This window comes from Variovorax sp. E3 (assembly GCF_016082275.1).
In the GTDB taxonomy this organism is placed as follows: domain Bacteria; phylum Pseudomonadota; class Gammaproteobacteria; order Burkholderiales; family Burkholderiaceae_C; genus Variovorax.
The window spans coordinates 1-21,074 of sequence record NZ_MOWM01000104.1 but is presented as its reverse complement, the minus strand read 5'-3'; the positions used below and the strand labels follow the sequence as shown (position 1 = coordinate 21,074).

Genomic DNA, 21,074 nt, shown 5'->3' with positions numbered 1-21,074 from the left:
CGACCATCCGACACAGACAGAAAAGCAAAGAAAGACCATGACCTTCCGTGACCTCGATCTCGTGGTGCGCAACGCCCGCGTTGCCACCGCCAGCGACACCTTCGATTCGGACATCGGCATCGCTGGCGGCCGCATCGTGCAGCTGGGCCTCGGCCTGCCGCCCGGCCGGCAGGAGGTCGACGCCGCCGGCCGCTACGTGACGCCGGGCGGTGTCGATGCCCACTGCCACCTCGACCAGCCGATGGAGCCGCCCGTGTGCATGGCCGACGACTTCGACACCGGCACCCGCGCCGCGGCTTGCGGCGGCACGACCACGGTGATCCCGTTTGCCGCGCAGCAGAAGGGCCAGTCGCTGCGCGCCGCCGTGCGGGACTACCACCAGCGCGCCGAAGGCCGCGCCCACGTCGACCACGCCTTTCACCTGATCGTCAGCGACCCGACCGAGGAGGTGCTCAAGCACGAGCTGCCGCAGTTGATCGCCGAGGGCTACACCTCGTTCAAGATCTACATGACCTACGACGATCTGAAGCTGGACGACGGCCAGATCCTCGACGTGCTGTCGGTGGCCAGGGAGCAGGGCGCCATGGCGATGATCCACGCCGAGAACGCCGACTGCATCGAGTGGTTGACCAAGCGGCTCGAAGCCAGCGGGCGCACCGCGCCGCGCTTTCATGCGCACTCGCGGCCGATGCTGGTCGAGCGCGAGGCGACGCACCGCGCGATCGCGCTGTCGGAGCTGGTCGACGTGCCGATCATGATCGTGCACGTGTCCGGGCGCGAAGCCGTCGAGCAGATCCGCTGGGCGCGCGCGCACGGCCTGAGCGTGTTCGCCGAAACCTGCCCGCAATACCTGTTCCTGACCGCTGAAGACCTGGGTATCGACGACAGCTACCAGGCGCGCGCTGCGTCTGCAGCCCGCCGCCGCGCAACCGCGAGAACCAGCAGGTGATCTGGAACGGGCTGTCCGACGGGCTGTTCACGATCTTCTCGTCGGACCATGCGCCGTTTCGCTACGACGCGCCCGAGGGCAAGAAGCCCGGCGGCGAAGAGGTGGCGTTCCGCCACATCCCGAACGGCATTCCCGGCATCGAGACGCGGCTGCCGCTGCTGTTCTCGCACGGCGTGCTCGACGGGCGCATCACCATCAACAAATTCGTCGAGCTGACGTCCACCAACCCCGCCAAGGCCTACGGACTGCATCCGCGCAAGGGCACGATCGCGGTCGGCGCCGATGCCGACCTCGTGGTCTGGGGCACCACGCCGCGCGCCATCCGCAACGCCGACCTGCACCACGACGTCGACTACACGCCCTACGAGGGCATCGAGGTGAAAGCCTGGCCGGCGTTGACGCTGGCACGCGGCGAAGTCGTGTGGGACGGCGAGCGTTTCCATCCGCGCGCCGGACGCGGAGAATTCCTGCGCCGGGGCGAGCCCACCTTGCTGCCGCGTCGCCGACCGGCCTGAGACTTGCCTGGAGACATCGCCATGAACCTGCTGCTCATCAACCCCAACACCTCGCAAAGCGTCTCCGACCTGATCGCGGCCGAAGCCCGGCGCGCGGCCGCGAGCGACACGCGCATCGAGGTGCTCACGGCGCCCTTCGGCGTGGCCTACATCGAGACCCGTTTCGAATCGCTGATCGGTGCGTATGCCGCCGCCACGCTGGCGGCGGAGCACCACATGCGGCATGACGCCATCGTGGTCGCGGCCTTCGGCGACCCCGGCATCGACGGCCTGCGCGAGGTGCTCGACATTCCCGTGGTCGGCCTCACCGAGGCGGCATTGATGAGCGCGTGCCTGCTGGGCAAGCGCTTCTCGATCGTCGCGATCTCGCGCCGCATCACGGCCTGGTACCGCGAATGCGTGCAGGCCAACGGCCTCGTCGACCGGCTCGCCAGCATTCGCAGCCTCGACGGCCCGCTCAAGGACATCGGCCACGTGCAGGACGACCACGGCCAGCGGCTGGAGGCCCTGTGCATGTCGGCCATCGAAGACGACGGCGCGGACGTGATCATCATTGCCGGCGCGCCGCTGGCCGGCCTGGCGCGCTCGATCAAGGACCGCATTCCGGTGCCGGTGGTCGACGGCGTCTCGAGCGCCGTGTGCCATGCGCAGACGCTCGTGTCACTGGCGCCGGCGCCGGCACGCCTGGGCAGCTTCGCACCGCCGCCGATCAAGCCGAACCAGGGGCTGCCCGAGCCGCTGGCGCTGCTCCTGGCGCGCGGCGGCGCACGCGCTCCCGGTTGAGGCGGTGGGCCCCGTGGCGCTCTGCAGCCTGGAGGGGGCACCGATAGAATCGGCGTCGATGCCCACCAAAGCCCCAGCCCGCAAGACCAGCGCAACCGGCGCGACCGGTGCCACCAACGCCCGCGAACACAGCGTCGACGAGATCGTCGAGAAAATCTCGGCGGCCATCCTGGAACATCGTCTCGCGCCGGGCACGAAGCTGGGTGAAGACCGGCTGGCCACGATCTTCGCGACCAGCCGTGCCAAGGTGCGCGAGGTGCTGGCCCGGCTGGCGCACGAACAGATCGTCGAGCTGGTGCCGCAACGCGGCGCCTTCGTCGCCAAGCCCACCATCGAGCAGGCCCAGGACGTGTTCGAGGCTCGCCGCCTCATCGAACCCGGGGTGCTGCGCCGCCTCATCCGCACGCTCGACGACGCCAAGAAGCAGCGCCTGCAACGCCACATCGAACTCGAGGCCGACGCACGGCGCCGCGACGACAAGCGCGCCATCGTGCGGCTGTCGGGCGAGTTTCATGTGCTGCTGGCCGAGCTGGCCGGCAACTCGGCGCTGGCGCGCTCGATGCGCGAGCTGTCGGTGCTGACCTGCCTGATCATCTCGCTGTACGACGCACCCACCGCCACCAGCTGCCGCGCCGACGAGCACGAGGAAATCGTCGCAGCGGTTCACGTCGCGACGCCCAGCGCGCCGAGAAGCTGATGCTGCATCACCTCGACCACATCGAGCAGAGCCTGAAGCTGGACGACAGCGCTGAAGAAGTCGATCTCGAAAGCGTGTTCAGCTGAGGCGGTAGCAAAGAGGCCGGGGCGGGTCGTTCCCGGTCCAGCGGTCTTTCATGCCGATGCCGACTGCGCCACGCCCTGCATCAACAGCCCCAGCATCGCCAGCTGCGCCACCAGCGCCGGCCGCTGCGCGGCGCGCATGTTCTCCAGCACGCCGCCCAGCAGCCTGGCGCCCCGGCCCAACCCCGCCTGCTTCAGCCGCAGCACCTGCGCCTGCGCCCGCGCCAACCCGCCGCCGCCCTGATGCCGCAGCCCCTGCCGCAGCCACAGCGCGAGCAGCTCGAGCGTGTCGCCGGCCAGGGCATGGAGCGCGGGCACGTCTCGGTGTCGCTCTCCAGGCCCAGCGGATGCGGCACCACGGCCTCGGCCTGCAGCACCACCGCGCGTTGCGCCGTGAGCACGCTCAGCGGCTGCATCACCGCGCGCCCGCCCCGCAGGTGCACCATGCCTGCCACGGCGCGCAGCGCGCCGTACTCGCCGGCGAGCGTGCGCGCCAGCGCATCGACCGCGCCCGGTGACACCCCACGGTGCGGCAGCGCCAGGTGCAGTTGCGCCTGATCGCCGTTCGCCGCCGCTTCGTCTTCAGAAGCTTCGTCCTGCGGCGTTTCTTGCCCCAGCCGCGCATGCAGCACCTGCGCCGCCGCATCCCAGTGGCTCGACACCACCGCCATGCGCTCGAACGCCACCACATGCAGTTGCCCCGCGGCCCCGCTCGCGGCCTGCCGCGGCCGCACGAAATCAGGCTGCGCTTCTTGCAGGTGCGCCACCAGCCCCGCCACGCTGCCCTGCCGCAGCGGCGAGACCAGGTCGTCCCACGACTTCGGCGACAGCGGCAGCACGCCCGTCTGCCGCGCCCCCGCCGTGATGTCGACCAGCCCGTTGGCGCGCCGTGTCGCGGTCTTGGTGATGACTTGCCCGCTTGCCAGCTGCCGCAGCGGAAAGCCCGCGACGCGCCGGTTCAGCAGGTTGGGCGCCGCGCCGCCCGCCGCCGCGTCGGCCTCGCGCGACCACTGGCGTTCCAGCACGGTCACGTTCTGCGTGTCGGGGTCGGCAAAGAGAATGCTCGCGCCCTCGGCCGTCTCGTCGGACCAGAGCTCGGCGCCCAGCGACACCAGCCGCAGGTGGTCGAGCGCGACCTCGCCCTTCACGCCGATGCCCAGGATCTGGCTGGCCGGCAGCGCGGGCCTGGCTCGCGGGCGCCCGGCGTGCGCCGCCGCCTGCAGCCGCGCCCACAGCTCGGCCAGCACGCGCACCAGCCGCAGCGGCTCGAAGCGTGTGCTGCGCGCCTGTTGCGCCTGCAGCAGCTGCCACAGCTCGTCGAGCGCATCGTCGACCCAGTTCCAACCCAGCGCGCGCGCTTGGTCGCGCACGGCCTCGTAGCGGGCCGCCAGCGCCATCAGCGGCTGGCTCGATCCGTCGAGCCAGAGCGACAGCAGCAGGGCGTCGATGTCCGCGCACAGCGCACGCGCAGCGTCGCTCTGCATCGGTTGCGGCAGGTCGTCCGCCGCATCGGCGCCGGCCGAGGAAGGCGAGCGCACCTCGACCATCACTTCGGCCGAGCCCGGCGCCTGCGGCCGGGCCTGGCGAAAGGCCCAGACCGCGATGGCCACGTGCGCGCAGCCGCTGCCCTGCTTGCAGTCGCAGCGCGCATGGACCAGCGAGCTGCGCGAGAAGAAACGCACGCTGCACATCGGCAGCCGTGCGACCGGCGGCGCGTTGGCGCTGCGCCATGCCAGCACGCCGACCACGGGTCGCGCGGCGGCGAGCTTGTTCGCCTGTTCGAGCACGGAGGGCGCGAGGCTGGCGGCCAGGGCGGCATCGTCGAATTGCGCCGGGCTCCATGCGCCGTCGGACGGCTGCGCGGGTGCTGCGACTTCCGCTTCGGCGCCCGCGTCGGCATCGGCATCGGCCGATGACGATGCGCCCGTGCCTGGTAGGCCAGCACCAGCATCACCCGATGTCGGCACATGCCGCTCGCGGGGCAAGTGCACTGCGCGTCGCGCAGCGTGCGCCCCGGCGGCAGGCTGGTGCGCACGCCGTCGTCGAAGCTGGCCGTCACCGTGCCGTCCGCGCCGCTCTCCAGCGTCGGCAGCACACCGGCCGCCACGTCCTTCTGCGCGCGCTTGACGAAGCCCGCGTTGGCCAGCGCCGTCAGTGCCTCGGGCGTCAGCTCGAGCAGGTCGGCGCGCCATGCATTGCCGTTCATGCCTGCACCTTCTCGGCCAGCCAGCCCGCGAGCTGGCCCGGCGTCATCGCGCCGACCTGTGCGCCTTCGCGCACCAGCCGCGCGGCCATCGCGCGGTCGAACGCGGGCTCGGCCTTCGAGTCGAGCGCGGCCAGCCCCAGCACCTTGGCGCCGGACTCGACCAGTGCCTTCACGCGCCGCACCAGCTCGTGCTCGCTGCCGCCTTCATAGAAGTCGCTGACCAGCACGACGATGCTCTTGCGCGGATTGGCGATCAGCGACTGCGCATACGCCACCGCCTTCGCGATGTCGGTGCCGCCGCCCAGTTGCACCTTCATCAGCAGCTCGACCGGGTCGGACACGTCGTCCGTGAGGTCGACCACCGCCGTGTCGAAAGCCACCAGCCGCGTGCGCATGCCGGGCAATTGCCACAGGCAGGCGGCCATCACGGCGCTGTGGATCACCGAGTCGACCATCGAGCCGCTCTGGTCGATCAAGAGCACGATGTCCCACGCTCGGTGTGCCGCTTGGTGCGGCTGATGAACACCGGCCGCTCCACATACAGCTTGCGGCGCGCCGGGTCCCAGCGGTGCAGGTTGGCCGCCAGCGTCTGCTTGAAGTCGAAGTTGCGCGCCACCTTCATGAGCGAGCGGCGGCGCCGGTCGCGGCTGCCGCTGAAGGCCTGGCGCACCTCGGTCGCGAGCTTTTCCATGATGCGCCGCACCACCTCGGCCACCAGCTTGCGCGCGGCCGCCAGCACCTGCGGGTTCATCAGGTGCTTGGTGTGCAGCACCGCGCGCAGCAGCGACTCGGAGGGCTCGATGCGCTCCAGCACCTCGAGGTTGGTCACCACCTCGTCGATGCCGTAGCGCTCGACCGCGTCTTGCTCCAGCCGCTCGATCACTTCCTTCGGAAAGAGCGTGTGGATGGCGTTGATCCAGTCGGGCGTGCTGAGCCCCGAAGGGCCCAGGCCCGCGCTGCGCTCGCCGCGGCCGTCGCTTTCGCGGTCGCGGCCGTAGAGCCAGTCGAGCGCGGCGTCGGCGGCCTGGGCCTCGGCGCTCAGGCCGCCGCAGGCCGCTTCGGCCGGGTCGCCGAGCAGCAGGCGCCAGCGTTGCAGCGGATCGGGAATGTCGAGGCTCATGAAAGGGCGCTTCCGTCGTCGTCGAGGGGGTGGTCGCGGGTGTCGTCGAGTGCCACGCCCCATGCGGCAAGGCGCGCGAGCACGGCGTCTTCCACGCGGCGCGCCTCGGCCAGTTGCTCGGGCGCGGCGTCGCCGGCGTGGTGGGCCGTGAGCGCGCGGCGCGACAGGTGCGTGGCGTCGTGCAGCGTCAGCACCTGGTCGGCCAGCAGACCGCGCTCGCGCGGCGGCAGCCATGCGAAGGCGGCGCGCAGGCTCGGCATGGCGCGCACGAAGTCGGCGTTGTCCAGCGCCTGCACCGTGCGGTCCATGCCGGCGACGAAGGCGGGCTCCGACGCCAGCACTTCACGCGCCAGGGCGAGCAGGCCCGTGAGCGCGTCGCCCAGCACGGGAGCGGGGAGCGAATGCAGCAGGGCCATCGCTTCGGCCACGCCGTCGTCGGCGTGCTGCGCATGGTCGATGCGCCCCGCAAGGCTCAGCGTTGCGCCCAGCGCGGCGCCACGGCTCACGGGAGCGGCACCGGGGTCGGCGGCCTTGCGCTGCCATACCGCGAGTGCGCGGGCCGGTTCAATGTCGAGCAGCGCGGGCGCGCCGCTGGCGGCATCCGACGCATGCGCCAGCACGTCGGCCACGATCTGCCGCAGCGCCAGGTGGCCTTCGAGGTGCGACTGCATGTCGGCCGGTGCAACGGCGGCGGGCGGCTCCAGCAGCCACAGCGCGCGGTCGAAGCCCGAGCCGATCACCACGCGCAGCACCGGCGCGTCGGCCATGCCCAGCATCTGGCCGTGGCGCAGCAGCGTGTGCAGCACCGCCAGCGCCGGGGCCAGCGCCTCGAAGCGCGGCTCGTTGGCGATGGCGCCCTGCAGCTCGCGCAGCAATGCGTCGCTGAGCGCTGGCAGGCCCGCCCATGCGGCCTGGTTGAGTCCGTCGGCCAGCGGGCCGATGCGGCCGTTCGCCTGCCGCAGATCGTCTTCGAGGCGGGCGCGCGCCGCGTCGTGCAGGCTCGCGCCCCAGGCGCCGGCCTCGATCAGCGCGGCTTGTTGTTCGAGCGGTTCGGCGAGCGACCAGCTCTCGTTGCGCTCGCCCGACATTGCGAGCTTCGGCCCCTGCGTGCGGCGCACGCCGGGCAAGCGCAGGATCGACAGGCGGTGCAGCACGCGGCTCTTCGCGCGGTCGGCCGGCTGCAGAAGGTCGAGCTTGAGCGTGCCGCGCAGCGCGATGCCGTGCGCCGCAAGCTCGGCCTGCACGGCGGCCACCAGCGGCGGCTGCGGCGTGCCCGGCGCGAGGCTGCCGACGGTGTCGCCGGCCAGCACGTCCATCGCCTGCACCAGCACGGGGTCGGTGCCGGGGCGGATGGTGCCGCGGTAGGTCCAGGGCAGCGGCGCGTCGAGCGCGTCTTTCACGAGCGCGCCGGCCAGCGCGTCGAGCCAGTCGGAGCGTAGCGGCTCTTCGTGGCCGCGCAAGCGTGCAAGGCCTTGCGCGCGCAGGTGCACGGCCATCAGGTCGGCGGTGGAGGCGGGCAGCTGCTTGTCGCGCAGCCGCTGCATCACGTGCTGCAGCGCGCGGTGCGCCGCACCCTCGGCGCCGTGTTCCCACACCCATTGGTAATAGGCCGGGGAGGGCATCCCCGAGGCATAGCCCGCGAACGCGTCGAGGCGCTTGAAGGTGTAGGGCACGAGGTAGGAGCCGAAACGCAATGGCGCCGGCTCGTCTTCGTCGCCGCTTTCGATCGACGGCTCCGGCGTGGCGGGCAGCTCGCTTGGCATGCCCTGCCACAGCCGCGCGAGCGCGGGTGCGTGGTAGCCGCCGCACACCACCAGCGCCTGCGCACGGCCTGCTGTTGCCGGCTGCGCCATCGCCCAGGCGATCCAGCGCGCCATCATCTGCTCGCGTGCCTGGTTGCCCTGCGAGCCGGGGTCTTCGCCGCGCAGGTGATCGAAGTAGGTCGACAGGCGCCGTGCGAGTTCGGCCGCGTCGCAGCCGTCTTCGAACAGGTGGTCCCACAGCGCGTCGCGGCCTTGCACCGACAGCTTCTCGGTCAGCGCGCGCTCGTAGGCTTCGGCGCGCTCCTCGTGCTGCGCGTCGGCCACGTCGCATAACGGTTCTCCATGCGCGAGAACGCGTCGTGCCACGCCGGCAGGTCGATGAAGCGCACCTGCGCGCCGACTTCGCGCGCCACCGTCAGCGCCTGCCACTCGGGCGAATGTTCGGCAAAGGGCGACCACGAACCGCGGTGCGTGTCGTCGCCGGAAAGATAGCTGTAGATCGCCACCGGCAACCGGTGCGGCAGGTACAGCTCGTCGAGCCGTTCGTTGAAATCGGCCGGCCCTTCGATCAGCACGTGCGCCGGGCGCAGCGCGCGGATGCGCTCGGCCACCAGCCGCGCGCAGGCCGGGCTGTGGTGGCGCACACCGACGATGTGAGGCTGTGGTGCTTGCATCGGCGCGCGGTCAGGGCAGGCGGTGGCGCGCTTCGTAGTACGCGCGCCAGTGCGCGCCGGTGCGCTTGGCGGCCTTCTGCTCGAAGTAGCGGCGCAGCTTGGCGCGGTCGTCGGCGTTGTCCTTCACCACGGTGCCCGCGATGCAGTCGACCAGGTCGGCCGGCGAGCCTTCGCGCTGCTCCAGGAACCACGCGCGCACGCCTACCGCGTGCGCCACGTTCACGGCCTCGGCGGTGGACATCACGGCGGTGAGCCGGTCCATGGCCGCATCGCCGCCGCCGTTGCCCTTGTCGCCCTTCGCGGGTGCGCCGCGCAGGTCGCGGAAGGTCGACACCAGCAGCTCCAGCACCGGCTCGGGCAGCGTCTTCGGAATGCCGCTTTGCGCGAGCAGCCGCGCCGACGACTCCTGCACCAGCGCCAGTTCGCGGTCGAAGTCGAGAATGGGGAACACGGTCTCGAAGTCGAAGCGCCGCTTGAGCGCCGCGCTCATTTCGTTCACGCCGCGGTCGCGCGTGTTGGCCGTGGCGATGATGTTGAAGCCCTCGCGCGCATAGAGCATGCCGTGCTCGCCCGACAGCTCGGGCACCGCCATCACGCGGTCCGACAGCATGCCGAGCAGGCAGTCCTGCACCTCGAGCGGCGCGCGCGTGATTTCCTCGAAGCGCACCACCTGGCCCTGCTGCATGCCCAGGTACAGCGGCGCCGGCACCATCGCGCGCGGGCTCGGCCCTTCGTTGATGAGCAGCGCGTAGTTCCAGCCGTACTTGATCTGGTCTTCGGTGATCGACGCGCCGCCCTGGATGGTGAGCGTCGAGATGCCCGAGATGGCCGTGGCCAGCAGCTCCGACAGCATCGACTTCGCCGTGCCCGGCTCGCCCACCAGCATCAGCCCGCGGCCGGTGGCCAGGGTGACGAGCATGCGTTCGATGCTCGCCACCGGCGCGACGATCTTGGGCGCGATGTCCAGCGCCGCGTCGCCCAGGATGAAAGAGCGCGCGGCCTTCAGGCCCAGCGCCCAGCCCGGGGGGCGCGGGTCCTTGTCTTGCGCCTGCAGCCGCGCGAGCTGCGCGGCGTATTGAATCTCGGCCGGCGGGCGTTGCAGCGCGGCGGCGGGCGAGGCGTTCTTGGAAGTTTTGTCGGCAGTGGCCATTGGTTCGATCAGGCCCGCAGGCCTTCCATGTCGCGGATGAGTTCGCTGGCGGAAATCGGGTCGAGCAGATGCAGCGCTTCGGCCGCCTGCATGTCGCCCCAGCCCGAGGGCTTGCCGACCTGCACCTGGCCCAGCGTCTGCTCGGGGTACTCGTCCACCATGCCCACGATGATGCCGGGGTCCAGGCTCAGCTCGATCACGCGGTTCACGCCCAGCGGCTTGCTGAAATACCAGATGCACCCGGCGTCCTGCGCCTGGCCGCGCCGCCAGCCCTTGTTGGCCAGCCCGAGCACGCGGCCCGTGGGCACCTTCACGTCCTTCCAGCGCTCCAGCTTCAGGCTCTTCTTTTCTTCGTCGGTCAGCGTGTAGATGTCGCGGCCGATCTGCGCGAAGGGCTGCAGCAGTTCGTAGTCGGCGAACACCTGGCCGAAGGCTGCGGCGTCGGCGGCCGACAGGTCCAGCGCATGCGGCACGCCGATGCGGATGTTCTCGCCCTCGGGCAGCTCGAACGCATCGTCTTCCGCCGTGGTGTAGCCGCCGTCTTCCGCCACGCGGAAGCAGGCCTTCAGCGTGCCGCCGTAGCTGCCGCCGCCCTCGACCTCGTACACGCCCCAGATCAGCCGCTGCACGATGTGGCGCACCAGCGGATGCTCCACCAGGAACATGCGGAACACCTCGGGCGTCCAGCGGCGGCGCGCGCACATCGCCACCTCGAGCCGCAGCAGCTGCTGGCCCGCGATGGTGCGGGCGTCTTTCTTGAGCAGCTTGAAGCGCTCGACCGCGTCCTTGCTCAGCGCGTCGTCGTCGGTCTTCTTGGGCTTGGGCAGGTCGGGCAGGCGCGCGCCGTCCACGCCGCCGGTGCTCTCGCGCACGTAGGGCTTGAGCGATTCGTCGAAGCCGACCTTGAAGGCGCGCGGGCCGAAGTCCAGCCGCATGGTGCCTTGCTCGTCCAGGCCCAGGTCGGGCGCGAGCCGGTCCTCGAGCTCTTCGGTGCTCAGGCCGCGCGCCTCGGCGATGGCGTCGATCTTCTCGCGCGCCTTGTCCTGCAGGCCCTTGAACTTGACCTTCTGCGCAATGCCGTTGAGCAGCATCAGCGCGACGTCGCTGCCGATGGTGGCCAGCACGTCGAGCCCGGTCACGGCGCGCGCGTGCGCCGCCTCGCCGGGCCAGGCGCGAATGAAGGGCGTGAGCTTGCGCGCGGTGTCGTCGTTGCCGAACAGGCCCAGCGCGGTGAGCGCCCAGCCTTCCTTGCTCGGGCCGGCGGCTTCGAGCCAGGCGGTGAAGGCGTCCCACGCGAACTCGGCCAGCGAGGCGGGGTCGCAGGCTTCCTTGACCAGCGGGATGCCGCCGTAGACGCCCTCGTTGGTCGGAAAGGTCAGCATCTGGCCGAGGTGGTCGAGCGCGTCGTCGGGCAGGGCCTTGCCGTTGTGCAGCACGGGCCGGCGCCAGCCGCGCGGCTGCCAGAACTCGGGCAGCTTGGCGCGCTTGGTGGGGAAGCGGTCGAGCGGGCTTTCGTCGAGCACGGCGCGCAGCGCTTCCATCACTTCGGGTTGGCCGTAGCGGCCGGCCACGTCGAGCAGCAGCGCTTCATGGCCGTTGGCTTGCAAGAGGCGCAGCGCCGAGCCCGCGCAGTCGCGTGCCTCGCCGGCCTTGCCGAGCGCCGGCGCAATCAGGCCGCAGGCGCTGTGCTCGGGGTACTTCAGCAGCCATTCGCGGCCGGTGGCGCGCAGGGTCTTGAGCTTGGTGAAGGCGCGCGCCGCCGGCATGGCCAGCTCGGGCGTGCCGTAGTTGAGCGCGTACGACAGGTTCTCGGAAGGCTTGGAGCGCACCATCGCGCTCAGGCCCGGCATCACGGCCAGGCCGTGCGTGGCGAGCACCATGCCGATGTCGTCGCTCTCCGCCTCGCTGGCGATCGCGTTCCAGAACGGCACGCCGACGGCGGCCGGCAGCAGCGTCACGAAGCTCGAGGAGAAGCGGAACCAGTTGTAGCGCTCCTTCTTGCGCTCGACCACCATGGCGCGCCAGTGGGCGATCAGCGCTTCGGCGTCGCCGTCGCGCACGGCCGCTTCGGCGGCCTTGCCGAGTTCGCCGTGCTCCTTCTGCTTCTTCTTGTCGAAGCCCAGTTCCTCGAGCAGCACCGGCAGGCTCTGGCGTGCCGAGGCATGGCGCTTCACTTCCCACGAGTTCAGGCGCAGTTGCTTCTCGCGCTCGCCTTCGTCCCACTGCTCCACGGCGGCCAGCGCAAGCGGCTCCAGCACCAGCGCGCCGGCCGCCTTCTTCTGCACCTTGGCAAGCCACGGCGGCGCCGCCAGCACGCCGGGCAGCTCGCCCGCGTCGGCCACTTCGGCGGGGCCCGAGAGCAGCGCGAGCTGCCGGTCGATCGCGGCCTGCGCGGAGGCATCGAGCCAGGGCCGCAGCGCGGGCAGCGCCGCGCCGTGCGCGCGCAGCAGGCGCGTGAGGCTGGGCGTGACCAGGTTCGCGTCCTTGCCGCCCGCCGCGACCATGCGCGACAGCGCGGCAATGGCCGCGAGCGGCCAGCGGTCGACCGACAGCGCCAGCCGTGCCAGCGCGCCCTTCGAGTTGCCGGCCACGCGGGCCAGCGCCTGCACCGCTTCGGGCGTGCCGATGCAGGCCAGCGCGTCGCCGGCCTTGTCCAGCGCCGCGCCGCGCTCGAGCACGGGCACGGCGTCCAGGCCGCGTTCGCGCACCAGCGTGCTCGTCATCGCGCCGTTGTCCCAGAAGCCGCTCGAATAGTTCAGGCGCACCTTGGCGGCCAGCGCGATGGCGTCGGGGTCGGTGGCCGTCAGCAGCAGCCAGTGCATCGCGTCGGGCGGGTTCTTGTCGGCGCCGAGCGAGAGCGCGATGGCGTTCGAGATGTCGGGCGCGTCGGGCAGCATCAGGGCCAGCGTGGGCTGGCGGCTCGGGTGCAGCTGGGGCAGGGCGGCCTCGATCTTGTCGCGGCAGGCCTGCCAGACCTCGGCCGGCGCCAGCGCCAGGTGCGCGCACAGCGCTTGTTCGCCGTCGCCGAGCGGGCCGTAGTAGTCGTTGCCCATCTCGCGGGTGACGGTGGTGCTGTAGCTGCTGCGGCGCGTGCTCGAGGCCCGGTCGTAGTCGGTGTTGACCTGGATCTGCTGGGCGGCCAGCAGGACGTCGACGGCGCCGGGCAGCCCGTATTGCGCCACGAGGTAGTGCGCGATGGGCGCGCCTATCTCGCTCTCGTTGTAGTGGCGGCCGGTGCTCAGCGCGAAGGCGAGCAGCACGGCATCGGCCTCGGCGTCGGCCGCCGGCGCGGCCGGCGTGGCGCGGTCGAGCATGCGCTGCACGGCGGGCCGCAGGGCCGCGTCGGTGGCGGTCATGTCGACGTGCAGGGCGAGGTTGCGGCGCACCACCAGCACGTCGCGGCCACGCTGGTGTCGGCCAGGGGCTTGGGCGGAAAGCGGCGCGAGGGGAAGGCGTCGCGCAGCATGTCGGGCGACAGCCGCACGGGCGTGCCGGCGGCCAGCCAGGGCGGGGTGTCGGCGTCGGCGGAAGGCGCCGCTCGCGGCGCGGCATCGGCATCGGCGGCCAAGGCCGAAGGCGCGCGCGGCGTTGCGCCGAGTTCCTTGGCGATGGCCTGCGCGCCCGTCGCGGGCGTGCAGCTGGTGCCCCAGCCGTACAGCAGGCCGTCGTTCCGGAGCTGCTTGAACGCCAGCGCCGCGCCTTGCTCGCTCACGCCGTACTGGCGCTTGAGCGTGCCGGCCGAGAGGGTGTCCTTGAAGGTGAGCTCGCCCGACTCGATCTTGGCGCGCACGCCTTCGAACACGCGCTCGGCCTGGCTGTCGATGCTCTCGGCGGGCGCTGCTGTTTCCGCGGGCGCGGGCGTTGCCGCCGGCGCAGATGCATCGGCCTCGGCCGCTTTGGGCGCGGCGGGCTTCGCGGGGCTGGCCGCGGGTTGGGGCTCGGCCTTGGGCTTCGCCTCGGTCGTGCCGATGGCAGCGCCCGCCGCCACGCCTACTTCGCCATAGCCCTTGCCGGTTTTCTCGGCCACCAGCTTGGTCAGCGCGGCGCCGGCCTTGGCGGCGTCGGCGAAGGACTTGGTCTGGCTCTGGCCCGCGGTGCCGATGCGGCCCCAGCGGATGTTCAGGTCGGTGTCCGCCTGCTCCACTTCCCAGAATTTGCTGGCGGTTCCTTCAATCAGTTCAAAACGGCGCATGGAAAAAACGTCCTCCTGTGAATCGATGACGCGCCCGCGGGCGCTGGCGTTTCGCGATCTGTTGTCAGCGAATGAATGGGGTGCGAAGGGCGCGGCGGCGCAAGGCCGCGCGCACGAAATCGCAGGCCTGAATCATGCCCGCTGCGCCGAGTGTCGGCAGCTAAGAAGAAGGTATGAAGAAGGTATGCAGAACGACGGGCCGAAGGCGCTCAGCCGTGTGCCGCGTGGCCCGTGCGCTCGCCCGCGAACGCATAGGAAGGGCCCATGCGCTGGCGCTGGCAATGCTGCAGCGCTTCGCCCGCCGAGGCCATCAGGCTGGGCAGCGTGTCGCCGTCGGCGGGGTGGCAGGCAATGCCCATGCTCAGCTCGCCGCCCGCGAGCAGCCGGCCTTCGAAGGCGACCGGCGTGGCGCCCGCCGTCTCGATGCGGATCGCCATTTCCGCGAGCTTCTGGCGCGCCGGGCTGCCGGCCAGCAGCAGCGCGAACTCGTCGCCGCCCAGGCGCGCCACCATGTCGTCGGCGCGCACCTGCTGGCGCAGGCGCTGCGCAATGGCCGCGAGCACCGCGTCGCCGCCCGCGCGGCCGTGCCGATCGTTCACGCGGCTGAAGCCGTTCAGGTCGACCAGCATCAGTGAGAACGGACGGCCCTCGCGCAGCCATTCCTCGCAGCGGCTTTCGAAGCCGGCGCGGCTGGTGGCGCCGGTGAGCGCGTCGGTGCCCATGGCGCCCATCAGCGCGTGGGTGCGTGCCTCCAGCGCCTTTTCGGAATTCAGCACATGGCGCAGCCGCGCGCCCACGGCCGTGGCGAGCAGGGCCAGTTCGGCGATCACGGCGGCCTGGGCCATGTTCAGCTGGCCGGGCGACCAGCCGGCCTCGCTCCAGACCGACAAGTGGGTGGCCGAGATGCCGGCCAGCAGCAGCAGGGCGCCGCCGCAGAACAGCAGCGCGGGCCAGCGCAGGCCGCGCAGCGCAATGAGCGCGCCCGCCGCGAGCACCACGGTGGCGGCCACCACCAGCGCCTGCACGGCGCGCAGCGTCCATGCCAGCTGGGTTTCGAAGGCGGCGTACAGCACCGTCAGCCCGAGCGCGATGCCGACCGCCTGCGCGACCCGGTCCAGCCGCGGCGCGAAATGCCGCATCCGCAGCAGCAGCCGCGCGAACTGCAGCCGGAAGACGGCCCAGAGCCCGAGCGCGCCCGCCGCCCAATGCGCGAGCGGATCAGCGGGCGCGAGGCTGTTGAGCCCCGCGAACGCGAGCAGCGCGAAGCCGCAGGCCAGCACGAAGTGCGCATGGATCAGCGTGCCGAACACCAGCAGCAGCACGAGGCCGCAGGCCATGAGACCGCCCAGCAGGCCATAGCTCACGCCGTCGAACATGCGCGGCGGCCGGTGGCGGGCTTGAAGAAGAAGGGAAGGGCGCGAAAAAGCATTCGCCCGGATCGTAGCGCCGAAGCCCCGTGCGGCCCCGGTGCGCCGCGCAAAAACAGGGCCGTTCGGCAGCCGTTGGAGATAGAGATGGGGGCGCGTCCCGCACGCGCGTCCCGCCATGCCAGACAGGCCCTCGCTTTTTCTTGCAGCGGGTTACGCCGCCTGCCTACGCGCGGGCCCGCGCCGATGCCGCACAAACCACGGCATGCCCCACCCCGCCACCGCACGGCACAAGCCCTCGCATCCGTCGATCGAGGCGCTCACGCACCGCAACATCGAAGCCATCTTGTGCCTGGAGGAAGAAAGCCGCCGCGCCAAGCCCCTGCTTTACCGGGTGGTGGCGCGCCTGTCGCGCTTTTGCGGCACGGTGGCCTTCCTGTGGTGGAACCTGGGCTGCTTCGCGTTGTGGATCGGGGTCAACCAGTGGGTGTGGAAGATCGACCCGTACCCCTTCACCTTCCTGCTGTTCCTGGTGTCGATCGAGGCGATCGTGCTGGCAATCATGATCCTCATCAGCCAGAACATGTCCGCCGAGGAAAACGAGCGCCGGCACCACCTTGATCTGCAGATCAACCTGCTCAACGAACGCGAGATGACGGCCCTGCTGCGCCTGGTGACGCGCATGGCCGAGAAGATGGAGCTGCCGCCCGACTCGCACGAGGAAGTGCGGGCGCTGGCCGAGCGCACCGACCCCGGCAAGGTGCTGCACCAGATCGTCGCGGCCGAGGCCGCCCACGGCAGGGACGACTGAGGCCCGCGCCCCGGCTCGACTCCTAGAACTCCGCCCCTTCGACCAGGAAGCGCAGCCGGCGCACGCCCTGCCATTCGTCCGCGTCGAGCCGGAACGCCAGCTTGACCTTGGGCGGCAGCGGCTCGGTGTGGCTGAACCACATGGCGTCGATCGGCTGGCCCTGGTGCCGCAGCTTGAGCGACAAGTGCTTTTCGCCGACCAGCCGCTGCGACACCACCTCGACTTCTTCGCTGAAGGTGGGCGGCGCGAAGCCCTGGCCCCACACCTCGCGGTGCAGCGTGTCGACGAGGTCGATGCGCATGTACTCGCGCTCGATCGGCCCGTCGGTCTCGATCTGCCGCGTGAGCGCGGCCTCGGCCAGCCATTCGCCGGCCACTTGCGCCAGGCCCTTCTCGAAGGTCTCGAAGTGCTCGCGCGCCACGGTGCAGCCGGCCGCCATGGCATGGCCGCCGAAGCGCAGCAGCACGCCCGGGTGGCGCTTGGCCACGAGGTCGAGCGCATCGCGCAGATGGAAGCCGGGAATCGAGCGGCCCGAGCCCTTGAGCTCCTGCTCCTTGCCCGGCGCGCCGCTCGCCGCGAAGACGAAGGTCGGGCGGTGAAAGCGGTCCTTGATGCGCGAGGCCACGATGCCGACCACGCCTTCGTGGAAGCCCGCGTCGAACACGCTGATGGCGGCCGGCGGGGCTTCGATGCCTTCTCCGTCGGCCGAGAACAGCGACTCGGCCAGCAGCAGCGCCTGGTCGCGCATGCCGCCCTCGATGTCGCGCCGCTCGCGGTTGATGCCGTCGAGCATGCGCGCCAGTTCTTCGGCGCGGCCCGCGTCGTCGGTCAGCAGGCATTCGATGCCCAAGGTCATGTCGGCCAGCCGGCCGGCCGCGTTGATGCGCGGGCCCAGTGCAAAGCCGAAGTCGAAGGTGGTGGCCACCGCCGCGTTGCGGCCCGCGGCCTTGAACAGCGCGGCCACGCCGGCGGGCATGGCGCCCGCGCGGATGCGGCGCAGCCCCTGCGCCACGAGGCGGCGGTTGTTGGCGTCGAGCTTCACCACGTCGGCCACCGTGCCGAGCGCGACCAGCGGCAGCAGCGTGTCGAGCTTGGGCTGCGTGGCCGTGTCGAACACGCCGCGCTTGCGCAACTCGGAGCGCAGCGCCAGCAGCACGTAGAACATCACGCCGACACCGGCGATGCTCTTGCTCTCGAACTCGCAGCCGGGCTGGTTCGGGTTGACCAGCACGTCGGCCGCCGGCAGCTCGGGGCCGGGCAAGTGGTGGTCGGTCACCAGCACCTGCAGGCCGCGCGCCTTGGCGGCGGCCACGCCTTCGACGCTGGCGATGCCGTTGTCGACGGTGATCAGCATGTCGGCGCCGCTGTCGCCCACGCGCTCGGCAATCGGCGGCGTGAGGCCGTAGCCGTCGACCACGCGGTCGGGCACGAGGTAGCGCACGTTCTTGGCACCCAGCAGGCGCAGGCCGCGCACGCCGACCGCGCAGGCGGTGGCGCCGTCGCAGTCGTAGTCGGCCACGATGCACAGGCGCTTGTCCTGTGCCATGGCATCGGCCAGCAGCACGGCGGCGGCTTGCGTGCCGCGCAGGGTGTCGGGCGACAGCAGGCGCACCAGTCCGTCGTCGAGCTCGTCCTTGGCGCGCACGCCGCGCGCGGCAAAAAGGCGGGCCAGCAGGGGGTGCACACCGGCCTGTTCCAGCGCCCAGACGGTGCGGGGCGGGATCTCGCGGGCTATGATTTTCATAGCGACTCCAGCACGTCGGCCGCGCGTTTGCGATCGAACAGGCTCTTGGCCCAACGGGCCAGGCCGCGCTGCTGCACGGTGTAGCGCTGCGCCGCGCGGTCGCCGCACAGCGTGAGCGACACCTCGGCGCCGCGCGTGTAGTCGCCCAGCAGGTCCGCAATGGCGCCGGCGTCCAGCGCCTGCCAGGCGGCGGCCCAGCCGGCGCCGTCGTCCCGCAGGGCGGCGATGCGCAGGGTGTCGCTGACTTCAGGTGCCGTGGCGGGCGGCGTTGCGCTCTTCAGCGCGCCGGTGCCGCTGAGCCAGAACGAGTTGATCGGCGGCACGCCGCGCGCGGCGCGGTCGTCGTTCACGCGCTGGGTGTAGAGCAGCATCTGCATTTCGTTCTGCAGGCGGCGCAGCGGCCGCGCGGCGTCGGCCAGCGGCGACCACTGCGAGATCGGGTAGCCCACGGCGCGGTCGAGCGAGGCGGTGGCCAGCCCGTCGAAGATGCGCGCGCGCGCCAGCCAGCGGCCGGGCACGGGCGAAGGGTGCAGCGCAATGCCGTCTTCCTCGAAGAAGGGGCGCGCGGCTTCGAGCAGCGCGGCCGACTCGGCGGCGTCGATCTCGATGGCGCCCGGGTCGCCCAGCACCACGTCGTCGATGCCGACCTGCCAGTTGCACAGCGTGACCAGGCCCCAGCCCTCGGTGTCGTCCGCGGCAGCGATGCCCAGTTGCCTTGCTTCGAGCGCGGCCCAGGGAATGCAGCCGTCGGCGGCGCTGACGCCCAGCGCCTGCGCGAGCGCGCGTTCGTGCGGCGGTGAGCGCGTGCTTTCGTCCTGCGTGTCGGTGTCCGCCAGGGTCAGGCGCAGCAGCAGGGTTTCGAGATTGGGGAGCCGCAAAGTGGGCAGCGCCGCGCGGCAAGCCGGGGAACCGCGGCCGGCAAAAGGAATCAACAGGTGACGTGGGAGGGTTTCGGCCATCTCCCTATTGTCCGGGAAGCCTCAGGGGAATCCGGGATGCCACAATTCCGACCCTATGCGACTTCCCTATGAACTGCAGCTCGGCTGGCGCTACACGCGCGCAGGACGGGCGACGCGACGCAACGGCTTCATCTCCTTCATCTCCGGTGTCTCGATGCTCGGCATCGCGCTGGGCGTGGCGGCGCTGATCATTGTGCTCAGTGTGATGAACGGCTTCCAGAAGGAAGTGCGCGACCGCATGCTCGGCGTGGTGTCGCACGTGGAGATCTTCTCGCGCGACGGGCAGGCGCTGCAGCAGCTGGACGAGATCATGGCCGCCGCGCGCAAGAACCCCGAGGTGGTCGGCGCGGCCCCCTTCATCAACACGCAGGCGCTCATTGCGCGCGGCGAGGACATGAAGGGCACGCTGGTGCGCGGCATCGATCCCAAGCTCGAACCCGAAGTCACCGACACCAACGGCATCGCGGCCAAGGGCACCTTCGACAAGCTGGTGCCGGGCGAGTTCGGCATCGTGCTGGGCGCCGAGCTGGCGCGCTCGCTGTTCGTGCAGCCGGGCGACAAGGTCACGCTGGTGGCGCCGGGCGGGCAGGTCACGCCGGCCGGCGTGGTGCCGCGACTGAAGCAGTTCACCGTGGTCGGCACCTTCGATTCGGGCCACTACGAGTACGACTCGGCGCTGGCCATGGTGCACGAGCAGGACGCCGCCAAGGTGTTCCGCCTCGAAGGGCCCACCGGCATCCGCCTGAAGCTCAAGGACCTGAACGAGGCGCGCGCCGTGGCCGACCAGCTGGCCGTGAGCCTGCCGGGCGAGTTCCTGATCCGCGACTGGACGCGCCAGAACAAGACCTGGTTCGCGGCCGTGCAGGTCGAGAAACGCATGATGTTCATCATCCTCACGCTGATCGTGGCGGTGGCGGCCTTCAACCTGGTGTCCACGCTGGTCATGACCGTGACCGACAAGCGCGCCGACATCGCCATCCTGCGCACGCTGGGCAGCTCGCCGCGCAGCATCATGGGCATCTTCGTGGTGCAGGGCGCGATGGTGGGCGTGATCGGCACCGTGGCCGGGCTGCTGCTGGGGCTGGGCATTGCCTACAACATCGACGTGATCGTGCCCTTCCTGGAGCAGCTGTTCCACGCGAGCTTTCTGCCCAAGGACATCTACCTGATCAGCAAGATGCCGAGCGACCCGCAGCAGAGCGACATCGTGCCGATCGCCATCATTTCCCTGGTGCTGGCCTTCGTGGCCACCCTGTATCCGAGCTGGCGCGCCAGCCGCGTGAACCCGGCCGAGGCCCTGCGCTATGAGTGACGTTGTATTGAAGGCCCGTGGACTCACGAAGCGGTTCCACGAAGGCCGGCTCGACCTGACCGTGCTGCACGGCGTCGACCTCGACGTGCATGCCGGCGAAACGCTGGCCATCGTCGGCGCTTCGGGCTCCGGCAAGAGCACGCTGCTGCACCTGATGGGCGGGCTCGACGCGCCCACCGCCGGCAAGGTCGAACTGCTGGGCAAGGACATCGCGCATGCCGACGCGGCGGAGCAAGGCCGGCTGCGCAACGAGCACCTGGGCTTCGTCTATCAGTTCCACCACCTGCTGCCCGAATTCAGCGCGCTCGACAACGTGGCGATGCCGCTGAAGATCCGGCGCATGGAGCCCGCGACGGCCGCGCAGTCGGCCTCGAAGATCCTGCAGAGCGTGGGGCTCGGCGAGCGCCTGCACCACCGGCCGGCCGAGCTGTCGGGCGGCGAGCGCCAGCGCGTGGCGATTGCGCGCGCGCTGGTGACGCAACCGGCCTGCGTGCTGGCCGACGAGCCCACGGGCAACCTGGACCGGAGCACGGCGGACACGGTGTTCGCGCTGATGCTCGACCTGGCGCACCGGCACGGCACGGCGTTCGTGATGGTCACGCATGACCAGGAGCTGGCGAAGCGGTGCGATCGGGTGCTGCAGCTGGTGGCGGGGCGCCTGGCCGGCTGAGCTTCTTGACTCTCTCCCTCCCCTCCCGGGGGAGGGCAGGGGTGGGGGCTCGACGGCATCGAATGCCACGCAGCCTCGA

Annotated in this window: 14 protein-coding genes and 3 pseudogenes; 6 read left to right on the top strand and 11 right to left on the bottom strand. The window is 71.1% G+C overall.

From position 1 onward, the window contains the following. Nucleotides 1-37 precede the first annotated feature (37 nt). From hydA to BMG07_RS27765, 3 genes and pseudogenes are all read left to right on the top strand, one after another. Nucleotides 38-1,464: pseudogene (gene hydA / locus BMG07_RS27775) on the top strand (dihydropyrimidinase). A 21-nt stretch (nt 1,465-1,485) separates the two neighbouring features. Further along, nucleotides 1,486-2,247, top strand: a complete 762-nt coding sequence (locus tag BMG07_RS27770) for an aspartate/glutamate racemase family protein (protein ID WP_198087235.1) — start codon at nt 1,486-1,488, stop codon at nt 2,245-2,247. 58 nt (nt 2,248-2,305) lie between these two features. Beyond that, a pseudogene (locus BMG07_RS27765) lies at nt 2,306-3,030 on the top strand (GntR family transcriptional regulator). A gap of 48 nt (nt 3,031-3,078) precedes the next feature. On the opposite strand, the gene BMG07_RS42925 reads toward BMG07_RS27765, so the two are convergent. The 9 genes and pseudogenes from BMG07_RS42925 to BMG07_RS27735 form a co-directional block, all read right to left on the bottom strand. Then, nucleotides 3,079-3,234 (bottom strand): hypothetical protein, encoded by a 156-nt coding sequence (locus BMG07_RS42925; RefSeq protein WP_269759444.1) that lies wholly within the window; start codon nt 3,232-3,234, stop codon nt 3,079-3,081. Further along, nucleotides 3,222-5,018, bottom strand: a complete 1,797-nt coding sequence (locus BMG07_RS45090) for a hypothetical protein (RefSeq protein WP_374221328.1) — start codon at nt 5,016-5,018, stop codon at nt 3,222-3,224. Before BMG07_RS45090 ends, BMG07_RS42925 begins: the two co-directional genes overlap by 13 nt. Nucleotides 5,019-5,229: 211 nt before the next feature. Further along, nucleotides 5,230-5,715, bottom strand: a complete 486-nt coding sequence (locus tag BMG07_RS42915; protein WP_307867096.1) for a VWA domain-containing protein — start codon at nt 5,713-5,715, stop codon at nt 5,230-5,232. After that, nucleotides 5,706-6,353, bottom strand: a complete 648-nt coding sequence (locus tag BMG07_RS42910) for a hypothetical protein (RefSeq protein WP_269759443.1) — start codon at nt 6,351-6,353, stop codon at nt 5,706-5,708. Before BMG07_RS42910 ends, BMG07_RS42915 begins: the two co-directional genes overlap by 10 nt. Continuing rightward, a pseudogene (locus BMG07_RS27750) lies at nt 6,350-8,790 on the bottom strand (DUF5682 family protein). The gene BMG07_RS42910 and the pseudogene BMG07_RS27750 overlap by 4 nt, the downstream one beginning before the upstream one ends. Before the next feature lie 10 nt (nt 8,791-8,800). Continuing rightward, entirely contained in the window at nt 8,801-9,940 is a 1,140-nt protein-coding gene (locus tag BMG07_RS27745) for an AAA family ATPase (protein WP_198087234.1), read from the bottom strand. A gap of 8 nt (nt 9,941-9,948) precedes the next feature. Beyond that, nucleotides 9,949-13,335, bottom strand: coding sequence for a DUF4132 domain-containing protein (locus BMG07_RS27740; RefSeq protein ID WP_307867095.1), 3,387 nt, complete (start codon nt 13,333-13,335; stop codon nt 9,949-9,951). Continuing rightward, complete coding sequence (locus BMG07_RS42905; protein WP_269759442.1) at nt 13,293-14,132, bottom strand: WGR domain-containing protein; 840 nt, start codon at nt 14,130-14,132, stop codon at nt 13,293-13,295. Before BMG07_RS42905 ends, BMG07_RS27740 begins: the two co-directional genes overlap by 43 nt. A 209-nt stretch (nt 14,133-14,341) precedes the next feature. Further along, the gene (locus tag BMG07_RS27735; RefSeq protein WP_198087233.1) at nt 14,342-15,508 is read right to left on the bottom strand and encodes a diguanylate cyclase; all 1,167 of its coding nucleotides are present in this window, start codon (nt 15,506-15,508) and stop codon (nt 14,342-14,344) included. A 256-nt stretch (nt 15,509-15,764) separates the two neighbouring features. On the opposite strand from BMG07_RS27735, the gene BMG07_RS27730 reads away from it, so the two are divergent. Then, on the top strand, nt 15,765-16,310 hold the full coding sequence (locus tag BMG07_RS27730; protein ID WP_198087232.1) for a DUF1003 domain-containing protein: 546 nt from the start codon (nt 15,765-15,767) through the stop codon (nt 16,308-16,310). A 22-nt stretch (nt 16,311-16,332) separates the two neighbouring features. Here BMG07_RS27730 and recJ read toward each other — a convergent pair whose 3' ends face one another. After that, entirely contained in the window at nt 16,333-18,054 is a 1,722-nt protein-coding gene (gene recJ / locus BMG07_RS27725) for a single-stranded-DNA-specific exonuclease RecJ (protein WP_198087231.1), read from the bottom strand. Continuing rightward, nucleotides 18,051-19,013 carry a hypothetical protein gene (locus tag BMG07_RS27720; RefSeq protein ID WP_198087230.1) on the bottom strand — a complete coding sequence of 321 codons (963 nt, stop codon included), beginning with the start codon at nt 19,011-19,013 and terminating at the stop codon, nt 18,051-18,053. The genes recJ and BMG07_RS27720 overlap by 4 nt, the downstream gene beginning before the upstream one ends. A gap of 55 nt (nt 19,014-19,068) precedes the next feature. Here BMG07_RS27720 and BMG07_RS27715 point away from each other — a divergent pair, with 55 nt between their 5' ends. Both BMG07_RS27715 and lolD read left to right on the top strand, forming a co-directional pair. Then, complete coding sequence (locus tag BMG07_RS27715) at nt 19,069-20,325, top strand: lipoprotein-releasing ABC transporter permease subunit (protein ID WP_198087229.1); 1,257 nt, start codon at nt 19,069-19,071, stop codon at nt 20,323-20,325. After that, nucleotides 20,318-20,995 (top strand): lipoprotein-releasing ABC transporter ATP-binding protein LolD, encoded by a 678-nt coding sequence (gene lolD, locus BMG07_RS27710; RefSeq protein WP_198087228.1) that lies wholly within the window; start codon nt 20,318-20,320, stop codon nt 20,993-20,995. The genes BMG07_RS27715 and lolD overlap by 8 nt, the downstream gene beginning before the upstream one ends. Nucleotides 20,996-21,074: the final 79 nt, after the last annotated feature.

Coding starts and splice junctions, on each gene's coding strand:
- BMG07_RS27770 (WP_198087235.1), top strand. CDS start 1,486: ATGAACCTGCTGCTCATCAACCCCAACACCTCGCAAAGCGTCTCCGAC.
- BMG07_RS42910 (WP_269759443.1), bottom strand. CDS start 6,353: ATGAGCCTCGACATTCCCGATCCGCTGCAACGCTGGCGCCTGCTGCTC.
- BMG07_RS27745 (WP_198087234.1), bottom strand. CDS start 9,940: ATGGCCACTGCCGACAAAACTTCCAAGAACGCCTCGCCCGCCGCCGCG.
- BMG07_RS42905 (WP_269759442.1), bottom strand. CDS start 14,132: ATGCGCCGTTTTGAACTGATTGAAGGAACCGCCAGCAAATTCTGGGAA.
- BMG07_RS27735 (WP_198087233.1), bottom strand. CDS start 15,508: ATGTTCGACGGCGTGAGCTATGGCCTGCTGGGCGGTCTCATGGCCTGC.
- BMG07_RS27730 (WP_198087232.1), top strand. CDS start 15,765: ATGCCCCACCCCGCCACCGCACGGCACAAGCCCTCGCATCCGTCGATC.
- recJ (WP_198087231.1), bottom strand. CDS start 18,054: ATGAAAATCATAGCCCGCGAGATCCCGCCCCGCACCGTCTGGGCGCTG.
- BMG07_RS27720 (WP_198087230.1), bottom strand. CDS start 19,013: ATGGCCGAAACCCTCCCACGTCACCTGTTGATTCCTTTTGCCGGCCGC.
- BMG07_RS27715 (WP_198087229.1), top strand. CDS start 19,069: ATGCGACTTCCCTATGAACTGCAGCTCGGCTGGCGCTACACGCGCGCA.
- lolD (WP_198087228.1), top strand. CDS start 20,318: ATGAGTGACGTTGTATTGAAGGCCCGTGGACTCACGAAGCGGTTCCAC.